The organism is Sphingomonas longa, from assembly GCF_016892685.1.
Classification (GTDB): domain Bacteria; phylum Pseudomonadota; class Alphaproteobacteria; order Sphingomonadales; family Sphingomonadaceae; genus Sphingomonas; species Sphingomonas longa.
The window spans coordinates 19,752-32,152 of record NZ_JAFEMC010000001.1 but is presented as its reverse complement, the minus strand read 5'-3'; the positions used below and the strand labels follow the sequence as shown (position 1 = coordinate 32,152).

The following is a 12,401-nucleotide window of genomic DNA, read 5'->3' as shown; positions in this document are numbered from 1 at the left end:
TCATGCGGGGATTTGGGGGATCAGGCATGGCCGCGCGATGACTGCGTTGCGAACCGAGTGGCGGGCCGGCAGCGATGTCGGCGCGGTTCGCCGGCTGAACGAAGACAGCTGGCATGCCGATGGTCAGGTCGGCCTGTGGGCGGTCGCGGACGGTATGGGCGGGCTGTCGGCCGGCGACCGCGCGTCGCGGACCATCGCCGGAGCGCTGGCGGGGGTCGGCCGGCGCGGCGATCTGGAAACGCTGCTGGACGATGCGACCCGCGCGATTTTGGCAGCGAATGGCGCAATCCACTCGGAATCGCTCGCTGCGGGCGCGCGGATGGGTTCCACCATCGTAGCGCTGGCTATCGTCGGACGGCGATTCGGCGTGCTGTGGGCAGGCGACAGCCGCGCGTATCTGCTGCGCGCGGGTCGCCTGCACCGGCTGACGCGCGACCATAGCCAAGTGCAGGAGATGATCGACCGCGGCCTGATCGCACCCGAAGCGGCGGCGGGGCACCCGATGGGGCACGTGCTGTCGCGCGCCGTCGGCGTCGAACCCTCGGTCGAGGTCGCCAGCGTGATCGACACGGCGGCGGACGGCGACGTGTTCCTGCTGTGCAGCGACGGGCTGCACGGCGTGCTGACCGACGACGAGATCGCCGCGGTGCTGGATCGCGCGCAGCCGGACGTACCGGCGACGCTGATCCGTCATTGTCTGGCGCGCGGCGCACCGGACAACGTCACGATCGTGACGGTCGCCCTCGACGAGACGACGGCGCTCATCTTCCAGCCTGCGGATGCCGTAATATGACCGACGACAACGGCCCGCCGGACGACGACCGCACCGTGTTCATGCCGTCCGGTGGCGGGACCCCACCGATCGCGCCCCCGATCCCTGCTCCGCCAGCCGCACCGCCACCCGGCGTGACGTCGCTCGGCACGTCGTTCGCCCCGATGGCGCCGCGCCTCGACGGTGATCGCATTCAGGTCGGCGATGTCCTGAACCACATCTTCGAGGTCAAGCGCTTCATCGCGCGCGGCGGCATGGGCGAGGTGTTCGAGGGCGTAAACATCACGAGCGACGAACGCGTCGCGATCAAGGTGATGTTGCCTGCGCTCGCCGCCGATCCGAACATCCAGGCGATGTTCCGCAAGGAGGCGAAGACGCTGACGCGACTGTCGCACCCGGCGCTGGTGCAGTACCGCGTGCTGGCGCAGGAGCCACAGCTCGGCGTGCTGTACATCGTTACCGAGTTCGTCGATGGCGCCAACCTGTCGGACGTATTGGGGCGTGAAAAGGCCGACCTGCCCACGCTGATCGGCATGCTCCGCTGTCTGGCGGAGGGGTTGCGGGCGGCGCATATGTTGGGGGCGATCCACCGCGACATTTCGCCCGACAACGTGCTGCTGGAGGACGGCCGCCTCGATCGCGCGCGGATCATCGACTTCGGCATCGCCAAGGATCTCGATCCCGGATCGAAGACGATCATCGGCGACGGCTTCGCCGGGAAATTGTCCTATGTCGCGCCCGAACAGCTCGGCGATTTCGATCGCGAGGTCGGACCGTGGTCGGACGTGTACAGTCTCGCGCTCGTGATCCTCGCGGTCGCGCGGGGACGCAACGTCGATCTCGGCGGCAGCTTCGTCGATGCGATCGACAAGCGGCGCAAGGGCATCGACCTGTCCGAGATGGACGAGCCGTTGCGCGGCGTGCTGGCGGCGATGCTGGCGGCGAACCCGGCGGAGCGCTTGCGGTCGATGGATGCGGTGCTCGACCTGTTGGGCGGCGGTGCGGCAGCGCCAGTCCTGCCGCGCGAGCCGGTCAAGCCTCCGCCTACCCCGCTTGTGGCGACGAAGCCGAACGGCGCGCTCAAATACTATGTCGGCGGCGGTGTCGCGGCGGCGGCGTTGCTCGGTACGGTGGGGTTCATCGCGTTCGGCGGTGGCGGCGGCGGGGCTGCGCCCGAGGCGACGAAGCCCGCTGCGGTCGCTCCATCCGTCTCGGCGGCTGCCACTGCGCGCGCCGCGGTGACGACGGTGCTGCCGACGGTGGGCTGTAGCTGGCTCGACGTGACCCAGGCGTTGACGACCGCCGATGGCGTAACGCTGGCGCTGGCGGGTGTCGCGGGGCAGCCGATCCAGGCGGAAGCGGCCGTGTCGCAAGCCGTGCAGAAGACCGGCGCGAGCGTCGCCAGCGTCGACTTCGCGGAAGTCGCACCGATCGCGGCGGAAGCGTGCAGCTCGCTCGATGCGTTCCGCGCGATCCGCAGCAGCGATACGACGACGCACCTCGCCGTGCCGCAACGGCATTTCGAGATGAGCAAGCTCAGCGACGGCGAATATGCGGGCAAGATCGCGGCACGCACCGTGCTGAACCTGACGCTGGGCACGGACGTGAAGGACTTTGCGCTCTACGGCCTCGATCCCAAGGGCATCATCTCGCCGCTGATCGAGAATGCGGCGATGTTCAAGGCGATGGAAAAGCCGGGCTTTCCGGTCGCCGACCTGGGTGGGGGCAAGTACCGCATCCAGGCCGATGCCGATGCCGCCGGCTGGTCGGGCATTCTGTTGCTGACCGGGACGGGCGGCTTTTCCGACGATCTCGTCGCGACGGGAGCCGGCGCGCGCAGCCCGGAATGGCGGAAGCGCTTCGCCGATGCCGCGGCCAAGGGCGGCTGGCGCGCGGAAATGGTGTGGTTCAAGATGGTGGACGAGCTGCCGAACTGATCCGCTGATAGGCGTCGCGGAATTCGCGGGCGAAGGTATCGACGAAATCCTCGCCCGACGTTTTGGCGACGCCGTCGAACTCGCGTTCATAGGCCTGCCACAGGGCGGCGTCGCGTGATCCGGGCAGGACGCGCGACAACAGGCCGTGGCGGTCGGCGCGGGCGCGGATCGCGGTCGGTGAGAAGCGGTCGAGCGTCGCGGCCATCGCTCCCTGCATCGCGCGCAGGGTCGCCGCCTGATGCGCCTCCAGATCGCCGAACGCGTCGGCGACCGCCGCCTGTGCCGGCATCACGCCCCGGGTGGCGGGGGCGAGCAGCAGCGCCAGCGCCTGCTCGCCGTCGCGGGCCAGCTTCATCGGATTGCCCGCCCCGATCGCCAGCGCCGTCGCCTCCGCCCCCATCTCCGCCTTCGCGCGCGCGCGGGCGGCGAGCAGCGAGACCATCCCGTCGACCAGCGTACGCAGCAGTACGCCGGCCGTCCGGACGATCGCGGTATCGTCGCCCGCCACCTTGCCGCGCGCGAGCCCCGCCGCCGCGAGCAGGGCGTCAGCGGGGCCGCCCGCCTGCCCCCCGCTCGGCGCTGCATCCGCCGGTGCGACCGCCAGTTCGTAGGGGCCGACACCGATGCGGTCGCCGGGCGAAAGCCTCTGGGGGCGATCCAGCGGCCGGTCGTTAAGCCGTGTGCCGAAGCCGCCGAGATCGACGATGAGGTATACGCCCTCGCGGCAGCCGATCTGGCACTGGCGCGGCGCGATCTTACCCTGCGAATCCGGCAAGCGCACATCGACGTCCACACCGCTGCCGATGACGATGTCGACGGTGCCGATGCGACAGGGCGGCAGGACGAGGCCGGTCGTGGTGGGGCAAAGCGTCAGGATCAGCGGCATGGCACTCTTCGGATCGGCGAACTGACGGGCGAATCCGCGTGTCCGCACTGCGTCGTGTGTAGCCGTCGCGTGCCGTTAGGCAATAACGGCGGCGGCGATGCCCTGTTGTCGACGCTCGTCGGCGCGATTGTACGCGACCAAGCACTCGGCTAATATTCGGCGCAACCCGACTCGGTCGGACGACAAGACTTCATTGTATTCTTAGGGGGATTTCATCATGCGCGCTTCGACGATGATCGTGACGATGACCGCGGCAACCTTGTTCGCCGCAGGTGCCGATGCTCAGCAGGCCAAGAACACGCCCGACGAAATTATCTGCGCTGTCACAAATACCTGCGACGCGCCGCCGCCGCCCGTGAACGGCAAGATCAAGGTGGGTGACGAGAAGGCGTTCAGCCTCGCCCGTCCTTCGGGTGCTCGCCCGGCGGCCGCACCTGTGGCTGCCACCGTGCGCGCGGAGGCGCCGGTACGCCGCCGGCCGGTCGCGACGCGCCAGCCGGCGCGCCGCTCGGGATCGGGGCTGGACATGCTGGTCACCTTCAACATGGGCTCGGCCGACATGACCCCGCAGGCCAAGGCGGAGGCACGCGCCTTCGCCGCCGCGATGAAGTCGCCGCAGCTCGCGCCGATGCGCTTCGCGATCGAGGGTCACACGGACGCCGTCGGCAACCGCGAGTTCAACCGCGATTTGTCTCAGCGGCGTGCCCAGTCGGTCGTCGACTATCTCGTCACTCAGGGTGTCGAGGCGCAGCGGCTGGACGCGCGCGGCTTCGGCTTCGACAAGCCCAAGCCGGGCCTGACGCCCCGCGCCGCCGGCAACCGCCGGGTCGAATTTGTCCGCGAAGGCTGACAGTCCAACGATGCAAGCGCGCCGTCGGTGTTGCCGACGGCGTCGTTCCGATCTCTGGTGAAGGCCCGACGTGAGCACCAACGCCTACGACGTCATCGGTTATCCGACGACGATCATCGCATCGACGCATCCGGACAGGATGGCGACGACGGCGACCCTGCATGGAATGAGCCCGCCGCCGATCGCAACGGCGCGGGTTCTCGAATTGGGCGGAGGCGACGCGTTGAACCTGATCGCGCTGGCCGTGGCGTATCCGGAGGCGCAGTTCGTCAGCATCGACCTGGCGGCGGCGCCCGTCGAACGGGGGCAGTTGCTGGCGAAGCGGCTGGCACTGCCGAACGTCGAGGTTCGCGTCGGCGATATCGTCGCCGAGGCGGAGACGTTGGACCAGACGTTCGACTATATCATCGCGCACGGTGTGTATGCCTGGGTTCCAGCCGTGGTGCGGACCGCGATCATGAAGCTGATCGGCCGGACGCTCAGCCCGAACGGTGTCGCTTACATCAGTTACAACGCGCTTCCGGGAGGATATCTGCGGCTGGCGTTGCGCGACATGGTGCTGCACCATGTGGAGGGGATCGACGACCTACAGAAGCGGCTGTCCAGCGCCCGCTCCTACCTTTCGCGGTTCGGACAACCGCGCGACCCGGACCTTCCCGGCATCGGGTCTTTGCGCGAGGAAGCGCGGGCCATCCTGCGCAAGCAACCCGAGGTGCTGCATCACGATGAACTCGGCGAGGTGTTCGAGCCGCAGGCGCTGAAGGATGTCGTCGCGGTCGCCAACGCGCATGGGCTATCCTATCTCAACGAAACTCAGCCGGCGATGCTGGGTAGCGGGATGCTGCTGGACGACGAGGACGAGACGGCGACCGACGAGTCGGCGATCGTCCGGCGGGCGCAGGCGCTGGACTATGAGCTTCAGCGGTTCTTCGCGCAGTCGATGTTCGTGCGAACGGAGGCGGGTCCGGCACGTCGGCTGGACAGCGCGGCGGTGCATGGCCTGTGGGTGAGCACCGAAGCGATACCCATCGGACAGGGTCGCTTCGAGATGCCGAAGGGTGGGTTCACCGTGGGCGACGATCAGGTCTCCGCGGTGATCGCGGCGGCAGCGGCGGGATTGCCTGCTTACGTTCGTATCGCCGACCATATCGCCGCCGACGATGACGAACGGCTGCTGGCGCTGGTCGAACTCTACAAGGCCGGTGCCATCATGACGCATAGCGCACCGGCTGCTGCGGCGACGGCGTCGGCAGAGCCATGCGCCAGTCCGCTGGCACGGGCGATGGTGAGGGGTAGCCAGGAGGTGGTCGTCACGCTGGATCACAGCATGTTGAAGTTGGACGACGTGGCGGCGCGCGCGTTCCTGATGCTGTTGGACGGCACGCGGGACCTGCCGACGCTGGAGCGCGAATGGCTGCAAACCTCGCACGCCGACACCATCGGTGCGGAGGAGGCGCTGAAGACGCTGATCCGCAATCACCTGATCCAGCGCTAGGTCCAACAACCACCGATCGTCGCCCCACGAAGAAGCGGCCACGAGCATCTCGCCCGTGGCCGCTTCTTTTCGGGTCCGGTCCCCTCCCGATGCGGGAGGGGAGCAGGGTCACGCCACTGCGTCGTAGCGCTGGCCGACGGTGTCCCAGTCGACCACGTCCCACCACGCCTTCAGATAGGCGGCGCGATCATTCTTGTAGGTCAGATAGTAGGCGTGCTCCCACACGTCGTTGCCGAGCAGGGGCGTGCCGCGGTCCTGCACCACGTCCATCAGGGGATTGTCCTGATTGGGGGTGGAGGTAATCTTCAGCTTGCCGCTGTCGTCGGCGATCAGCCATGCCCAGCCCGAGCCGAACTGGCCCACGCCCTTGGTGTTGAACTCTTCCTTCAGCTTGTCGACGCCACCGAAATCGCGATCGATCGCCTCGGCGAGCTTGCCGGACGGCGTGCCGCCGCCCTTCTTCATCGTCTTCCAGAAGAAGTCGTGGTTCCAATAGCCGCCGCCATTGTTGCGGATCAGCGGTGGCTGGCTCGACACGGTGGCGAGGATGTCCTCGATCGACTTGCCGGCGAGCGACGCGTCCTTCTCGACGCCCTCATTGAGCTTGTCGGTGTAGGCCTTGTGGTGCTTGTCGTGGTGGACCGTCATCGTCTCCTTGGAGATGGTCGGCTCCAGCGCGTCATAGTCGTAAGGCAGCGGGGGCAATTCGAAGGCCATGTACGTCTCCATTGAAAACATTGGGAAAAGCTGCGGAAGGTTAGGCTAAGGTTAGGCCCATAACGCGTGTCCGCTCCACAAGTTCGCTACCCGGTCGCACCGATCAGGTCGTGCCGCCGCAAGGCGTGGCGCAACTGGTCGTAGGAGAGGCCCAAGGCCTCCGCAGTCTGACGCTGGTTGAAGCGGTTCTCCGCCAGCGCGCGGCTGAGCAGGTCGCGTTCGAACAAGGCCACCCTGCTCTTGAAGTCGGATGGTCCAACATTGCAAGCCACGACTTCCTCGTCCTGACCCTCGGCGGCGGCCGGGGCGGTCGATTTCGCGGGCGGCGCCACGGTCGCGCCGCCCCGGCCTTGCGGGCGATAGGGCGAGGCGAAGGGATCGATGTCGATGTGATCGACCGGGCCATCCGCATCCCAGCGATAGACGGCGCGCTCGACGACGTTGCGCAATTCACGGACGTTGCCGGGCCAGCGATACTTGGTGAGCTGCTCCGTCGCGGCAGGGCCAAACCCGACCCAGCGGTCCCAGCCGAGTTCGGCGGCCATGCGGCGCGCGAAATGGTCGGCAAGGACCATGATGTCGCTCTGCCGACTGCGCAGCGGCGGGAGCGTCACGACCTCGAACGACAGCCGGTCGAGCAGATCGGCGCGGAATTCATGAGCGTCGACCTTGTCGGGCAGATGCTCGTTGGTCGCCGCGACGATGCGTACATCGACCCGCAATGGACGCGAGGACCCGATCCGCGTGATCTCGCCATATTCGACCGCGCGCAGCAGGCGTTCCTGCGCGCCCATCGACAGCGTGCCGAGTTCGTCGAGGAACAGCGTGCCGCCGTCCGCTTCCTCGAACCGGCCCGTCCGCGCCTTGGTCGCCCCGGTGAAGGCGCCTGCCTCATGACCGAACAACTCGGCTTCGATCAGCGTCTCCGGGAGGGCAGCGCAATTCATCACGACGAGCGGCTGATCCCAGCGCGGGCTGAGTCGGTGAAGACGCTCCGCCACGAGTTCCTTGCCCGTCCCGCGCTCGCCGATGACGAGCACCGGACGGTCGAGCGCGGCGGCGCGGCTGGCGCGTTCGAGCGCGTCGAGAAAGGCCCCCGATTGGCCGATAACCTGACTGGTTCGCTCCATAGCCGATGGTTGGCGCAAAATCCCGACACTTGGCAAGTTCTGAACGCCAGATGGCCGACGATTTATCGGGTAAGCGGCGGAAATCCGCCATTTTCGAAATTGGCACGGAGGCTGCAATGACCCTGACATACCGCCGATACGGTGGTCCACAGGTTCGAAAACGGAGATCATCATGTTCCAGAAGTTTGCAGCGCTCGCCCTGACTGTCGTGATGAGCGCCACCTGCGTTCTGTCCGCGGTGGGCCCCGCCAGCGCAACGGCGAACGGCGCGGGCAAGTCTGCGGTCGCACACACCGTCCGCTTCATGGCATAAGGGGATGAACGCCTTCCGCGTCCCTCAGGAGTATTCGATGGGCATCTTTTCCCGAACCCGCGACATCGTCGCCGCCAACTTCGCCGACCTTCTGGAGAAGGCCGAAGACCCGGCGAAGATGATCCGCATGATCATCCTCGAAATGGAGGAAACGCTGGTCGAGGTGCGCGCCTCTGCCGCCCGGACGATCGCCGATCAAAAGGAGATGCGTCGCCACATTTCGAAGCTCGACGGCCTTCAGGCCAACTGGACCGAGAAGGCCGAACTCGCGCTGAGCAAGGACCGCGAGGACCTGGCGAAAGCCGCTCTGGTCGAGCGGCAGAAGGCGGCCGATATGGCCGACCAGCTGCGCGCCGAGGTTCAGGTGCTCGACGATGCGCTGCGCGCGTCGGAAGAGGACATCGCCAAATTGCAGGGCCGCCTGCGCGAGGCGCGGAACAAGCAGTCCAACATCCAGACACGGCTGGAGACGGCGAACAACCGTTTCCGCATGCGCGATATGTATGCCGGGCCGAAGACGCAGGAGGCGTTCAGCCGCTTCGGCGAACTGGAACGCCGCGCCGACGAGGCCGAGGGCCGCGCGGAAGCGATGGGTCTGGGCGTGTCGAAGACGCTGGACGAAGAGATCAACGAGTTGCGCCAGAGCGACAAGGTGGATGCCGAACTGGCCGCGCTGAAGCTGCGGCTGTCCGGCAACTCCGGCGGCAACACCAACCGGGAGGGTTGAGATGGATATCGAAGGATTGGTCGCGATCCTGTGCGCGCTGGTCGGCCTGCCCTGGCTCATCATGCACTATGTGACGAAGTGGAAGCAGGCCCCCAAGATCACGACCGAGGACGAACAGATGCTGGACGAGATGTACAATCTCGCCCGCCGGCTGGAGGAACGGGTGCAGACCGTCGAGCGCATCGTCGCAGCGGACAACCCCGACTGGAAGCCGGGCCTGAACGCCCCGCAGGCGACGCAGCCGCTGCCGTCGTCACGCTACACCACCGACCGCAACTCCAACCGGAGCATGTGACATGGCTGCCCGTACCCGTTTCTACCTCGACAAGCAGAATGCCAAGTACAAGGGCGTATGCGCCGGGATCGCCGATTACACGGGGGTCGAAGCGCTCTGGGTCCGCCTCGGACTCGCCGCCCTCACCGTCGTGGCCCAACAATGGTGGCTCATCATGGCCTATTGGGTGATCGCGTGGGTCGCCGAGGCGAAGCCGATCGGCCTGTACGAAACCCGCGAGGACGCCAAGTTCTGGCAGGGCGTGCGCAGCAACCCGAAGCGGTCGAGTGCCGAAGTCCGCAGCAAGCTGCGCGATATCGACCGCCGGCTGGCCGACATGGAGACCCACTTCACCAGCCGCAACACCGCGCTGGCCGACGAGATCGAGCGGCTGCGCTAGGCGCCGGCTCAACAGGGGAGAGATACGATGGACTGGGGTGGACCTTTCTTCGTCCTCGCGATCATCGCGATATCGACGGGCGGCTGGATCGTGAACAACTGGATCCGCGCCAAGCATGGCTACGAACCGACCAACGACTGGGGCGGGTTCGGCGGGCGCCGGCACAAGCGGCACGGCGGCATGAACTGGATGACGGGTCATCATACCGATGGCGACATCGACGACGATCGCAAGATCATGCTGCTGACCAACGAGAACGAGAAGCTGACCGGGCAGGTCAGCCGGCTGGAAGAGCGGATCGCGGTGCTGGAGCGCATCGCCACCGACCCCGCCGAGCGGACTGCCCGCGAGATCGACGCGCTGCGGGATCGCTAGGGCGCGCACCAACGACAATAGGGGAAGACCAATGGGACCCGATCATGTGTTTTTCATGCTCGTCGGCGCCGTCATCACGCTGGCGGTCCAGTGGTACGGCCGCCGCAAGGTGAAGCAGGCGATGACCGCACCCGATCTGGTGGCACGTCGCGGCGTCGAGCTGCTCGACAACGAGAACGAGCGCCGGTCGCAGCAGATCGACCGCTTGCAGGAGCGGATCGCCGTCATGGAGCAGATCGCCACCGATCCCGGCACCCGCACCGCCCGTGAAATCGAGCGATTGAGGATCGAGGCATGACCGACTTTTTCATGATCAACGGCTTCACCGTGTTCGCGATCGCCTTCGTGGTGATCGGCCTGCCGGTGATCCTCGGGATCGGACTGGAGATCTTCAAAACGTGGCTCAGGCACAAGGAGCGGCTGGCCACGACGCTGAACGAGCAGGCCGCGCTGAACGCCTCGAAGAACGATCGGTTGGAAGAGCGCATCCGCGTGCTGGAGCGGATCGTGACCGACCGGGGCACCGCCCTGGCCGACCAGATCGAGGACTTGCGCGATCCCGCCCCGACCAAGTCGCCGCTGAACTGAGGATATACGACATGTCACCTTATGCGATGGTCGTCCTGATCGTCCTGATCGCCACCATCGGTAAAGTCCTGTCGGGTCGCCACGCGGCGCATGCCCGGACGCCGGGGTCCGACCCGCAGAGCATCGAGGCGCTGAGGGCCGCGACGGACGAAATCCGGCAACTGAAGGAGCGCGTGTCCGTGCTGGAGCGCGTCGTCACCGACAATCATGGCAGCATCGGTCTCGATCGTGAGATCGAACGGCTGCGCGACCGTTGAAAGGAGTGCCATCATGGTCGATCCCTTCGTCACCGTCACCCTCTCGCTCTCCGCACTGGCGGGCACGGGCATGGTCGTTCTCGGCGGCCTTGCCGGCTGGCGCGGCTGGCTGGCGCTGAAGGCCAGCGAACTGGACCGCATGCCGGGCGATGCTCCGGTGCCGACCGCCGGCGCACGGATCGAGATCGCCGACCTGCGCGAACGCATCAAGAAGCTGGAGGCGATCGCGGCCGGCGTCGACCTGTAGTTGTACGGGGTCGGCGGGAGGGCTAGGCGGCGGGGATGACCAGCCTCAGCGATGTCCGCGAAGAATATGAGTTTCTCGAACCCGACGATCGGTACCGCCTGCTGATCGATCTGGGCCGCGAACTGGAAGAGATGCCGGCGGCGCTGAAGACCGATACGACGCTGGTGAAGGGGTGTTCCGCGGCGGTGTGGGTCTACCCGGTGGCACCGGAGTCGGGCCGGCTGCACTTTCTGGCGGATTCGAACGCGGCGATCACCAAGGGCATCATCGCTCTGGTGCTTCTGACGGTGCAGGACCGGCCCGCCGGGGAAATACTGTCGACGGATATCGAGGGCGAGCTTGCGCCGTTCGATCTGAAGAACCAGCTGAGTTCGAACCGGACGCAGGGCATTCCGAACATGATCGCGCTGATCCGGGAGACGGCGGCGCGGTACGGTTGAGACCGGTCCGTGCTGGTATTCATTTGCCCTCCCCGGTGAACGCCAGGGTTCAGCTTCAGCGAAGGTGATGAGACTCACGCCGGATGCCGCAACCGGACCCCGGTCTTCGCCGGGGTGGTGCGGCGTGGTTTAGCCTGAGGCGCGGACGCTTCAGCCCAGCCCTACCCTCGCCGCCAGTTCGTCGATCGGTTCGCCGGGGGCGATCACCAGCCATTCGCCGGGACGGCGCGAGTCGACAACGGTGACGGCGTTCTTGGGGCAGAGTTTCAGGCAGCGGCTTTCGACCACGCCCGCGCGGGCCTTGCGCCCCTTGCCCGCGAGCTTGCGCAACAGCTTGGCGAGCGGGGTGCGGCCCTTGGGCCCGAAGCCGCCATCGACCTTGCGGCTGCATTTGCCGCAGACGAGGATGACGCCCTGCCAGTCGCTTTTCGCGACCTTCACGCCGGGCTGCGCCGTTCCTCGGCGGAGCGAAGTACTTCGTAGGCGGCCTGCACGGCCTGGAAGCGCACGGCGGCGTCGGGATCGCCGGGGCGCACGTCGGGGTGGTTCTCCTTGGCCATCCGACGCCACGCCGCGCGGATGTCGTCGAACGTCGCCTCGTCATCCAGACCCAGCGCCGCCAGCGCGCGCAGTTCGTCGCGTGAGCGGGTGCCGTCGCCGGGACCGCTCCAAGCATAATGGCGCGACCGTTCGTAGCCGGCCGCCCCGCGCGACTCCTCCGCCTCGCGCTCGGCGGCTTCCTCGGCGGACAGGCCCTGAAAATAGTCCCAGCCGCGATTGTACTCGGCAGCGTGCTCGCGGCAGAAATACCACCGTTCGGGGTTGTTGGGAGACTTGGGCGCGGGGCAATCGCCCGGCTCCTCGCACCCGTGCCGGTCGCAGAGCCGCACCGGCTTCGCATCGCGGCCGGAGCCGTAGCCGCGCCAGCGTGGAAATCCCCAGTCGTTCGATCGTGTCGGGCGGTAAGCCATGAACGACCGACATAGGCCGCCT

19 protein-coding genes are annotated in these 12,401 nt (G+C 67.0%); 14 read left to right on the top strand and 5 right to left on the bottom strand.

Annotated elements, in window-relative coordinates; genetic code table 11:
* The first annotated feature begins 37 nt into the window (after window positions 1–37).
* Together ILT43_RS00195 and ILT43_RS00190 are read left to right on the top strand one after the other, a co-directional pair.
* Window positions 38–793: a PP2C family protein-serine/threonine phosphatase gene (locus ILT43_RS00195; protein WP_204193027.1), complete on the top strand. Its 756-nt coding sequence runs from the start codon at window positions 38–40 to the stop codon at window positions 791–793.
* The gene (locus ILT43_RS00190) at window positions 790–2,709 is read left to right on the top strand and encodes a serine/threonine-protein kinase (protein WP_204193024.1); all 1,920 of its coding nucleotides are present in this window, start codon (window positions 790–792) and stop codon (window positions 2,707–2,709) included. The genes ILT43_RS00195 and ILT43_RS00190 overlap by 4 nt, the downstream gene beginning before the upstream one ends.
* On the opposite strand, the gene tagH is transcribed toward ILT43_RS00190, so the two are convergent.
* The gene (gene tagH, locus ILT43_RS00185; RefSeq protein ID WP_204193022.1) at window positions 2,681–3,643 is read right to left on the bottom strand and encodes a type VI secretion system-associated FHA domain protein TagH; all 963 of its coding nucleotides are present in this window, start codon (window positions 3,641–3,643) and stop codon (window positions 2,681–2,683) included. The genes ILT43_RS00190 and tagH overlap by 29 nt on opposite strands.
* 169 nt (window positions 3,644–3,812) lie before the next feature.
* On the opposite strand from tagH, the gene ILT43_RS00180 reads away from it, so the two are divergent.
* Window positions 3,813–4,445 carry an OmpA family protein gene (locus ILT43_RS00180; RefSeq protein WP_204193019.1) on the top strand — a complete coding sequence of 211 codons (633 nt, stop codon included), beginning with the start codon at window positions 3,813–3,815 and terminating at the stop codon, window positions 4,443–4,445.
* Window positions 4,446–4,515: 70 nt separating this feature from the next.
* Complete coding sequence (locus ILT43_RS00175) at window positions 4,516–5,940, top strand: methyltransferase domain-containing protein (RefSeq protein ID WP_204193016.1); 1,425 nt, start codon at window positions 4,516–4,518, stop codon at window positions 5,938–5,940.
* Window positions 5,941–6,048: 108 nt separating this feature from the next.
* Here the strand turns inward: ILT43_RS00175 and ILT43_RS00170 are convergent, their stop codons facing one another.
* Window positions 6,049–6,657, bottom strand: a complete 609-nt coding sequence (locus ILT43_RS00170) for a superoxide dismutase (protein WP_204193013.1) — start codon at window positions 6,655–6,657, stop codon at window positions 6,049–6,051.
* A gap of 86 nt (window positions 6,658–6,743) precedes the next feature.
* The gene (pspF, locus tag ILT43_RS00165; RefSeq protein ID WP_204193011.1) at window positions 6,744–7,787 is read right to left on the bottom strand and encodes a phage shock protein operon transcriptional activator; all 1,044 of its coding nucleotides are present in this window, start codon (window positions 7,785–7,787) and stop codon (window positions 6,744–6,746) included.
* A 172-nt stretch (window positions 7,788–7,959) separates the two neighbouring features.
* Between pspF and ILT43_RS00160 the strand changes: the two genes are divergently transcribed.
* From ILT43_RS00160 to ILT43_RS00115, 10 genes are read left to right on the top strand one after another with little or no spacing between them, the layout of a single operon-like run.
* Window positions 7,960–8,100, top strand: a complete 141-nt coding sequence (locus tag ILT43_RS00160; RefSeq protein WP_204193008.1) for a hypothetical protein — start codon at window positions 7,960–7,962, stop codon at window positions 8,098–8,100.
* A 37-nt stretch (window positions 8,101–8,137) separates the two neighbouring features.
* On the top strand, window positions 8,138–8,827 hold the full coding sequence (gene pspA, locus ILT43_RS00155) for a phage shock protein PspA (protein ID WP_204193005.1): 690 nt from the start codon (window positions 8,138–8,140) through the stop codon (window positions 8,825–8,827).
* A 1-nt stretch (window position 8,828) separates the two neighbouring features.
* Window positions 8,829–9,122, top strand: a complete 294-nt coding sequence (gene pspB, locus ILT43_RS00150; RefSeq protein WP_204193002.1) for an envelope stress response membrane protein PspB — start codon at window positions 8,829–8,831, stop codon at window positions 9,120–9,122.
* A 1-nt stretch (window position 9,123) separates the two neighbouring features.
* Window positions 9,124–9,501, top strand: coding sequence for an envelope stress response membrane protein PspC (pspC, locus tag ILT43_RS00145; protein ID WP_204193000.1), 378 nt, complete (start codon window positions 9,124–9,126; stop codon window positions 9,499–9,501).
* Between the two features lie 27 nt (window positions 9,502–9,528).
* Window positions 9,529–9,876 carry a hypothetical protein gene (locus ILT43_RS00140; protein ID WP_204192994.1) on the top strand — a complete coding sequence of 116 codons (348 nt, stop codon included), beginning with the start codon at window positions 9,529–9,531 and terminating at the stop codon, window positions 9,874–9,876.
* A 55-nt stretch (window positions 9,877–9,931) separates the two neighbouring features.
* Window positions 9,932–10,174: a hypothetical protein gene (locus ILT43_RS00135; RefSeq protein ID WP_204192991.1), complete on the top strand. Its 243-nt coding sequence runs from the start codon at window positions 9,932–9,934 to the stop codon at window positions 10,172–10,174.
* The gene (locus ILT43_RS00130; protein ID WP_204192988.1) at window positions 10,171–10,464 is read left to right on the top strand and encodes a hypothetical protein; all 294 of its coding nucleotides are present in this window, start codon (window positions 10,171–10,173) and stop codon (window positions 10,462–10,464) included. The genes ILT43_RS00135 and ILT43_RS00130 overlap by 4 nt, the downstream gene beginning before the upstream one ends.
* Window positions 10,465–10,475: 11 nt before the next feature.
* Window positions 10,476–10,721 carry a hypothetical protein gene (locus ILT43_RS00125; RefSeq protein WP_204192986.1) on the top strand — a complete coding sequence of 82 codons (246 nt, stop codon included), beginning with the start codon at window positions 10,476–10,478 and terminating at the stop codon, window positions 10,719–10,721.
* Between the two features lie 13 nt (window positions 10,722–10,734).
* Window positions 10,735–10,968: a hypothetical protein gene (locus tag ILT43_RS00120; RefSeq protein WP_055847528.1), complete on the top strand. Its 234-nt coding sequence runs from the start codon at window positions 10,735–10,737 to the stop codon at window positions 10,966–10,968.
* A 35-nt stretch (window positions 10,969–11,003) separates the two neighbouring features.
* Window positions 11,004–11,408 (top strand): SufE family protein, encoded by a 405-nt coding sequence (locus ILT43_RS00115; protein ID WP_204192983.1) that lies wholly within the window; start codon window positions 11,004–11,006, stop codon window positions 11,406–11,408.
* A gap of 150 nt (window positions 11,409–11,558) precedes the next feature.
* On the opposite strand, the gene ILT43_RS00110 is transcribed toward ILT43_RS00115, so the two are convergent.
* Window positions 11,559–11,849, bottom strand: a complete 291-nt coding sequence (locus ILT43_RS00110) for a hypothetical protein (RefSeq protein ID WP_204192980.1) — start codon at window positions 11,847–11,849, stop codon at window positions 11,559–11,561.
* On the bottom strand, window positions 11,846–12,379 hold the full coding sequence (locus ILT43_RS00105) for a J domain-containing protein (RefSeq protein ID WP_204192977.1): 534 nt from the start codon (window positions 12,377–12,379) through the stop codon (window positions 11,846–11,848). The genes ILT43_RS00110 and ILT43_RS00105 overlap by 4 nt, the downstream gene beginning before the upstream one ends.
* Window positions 12,380–12,401: the final 22 nt, after the last annotated feature.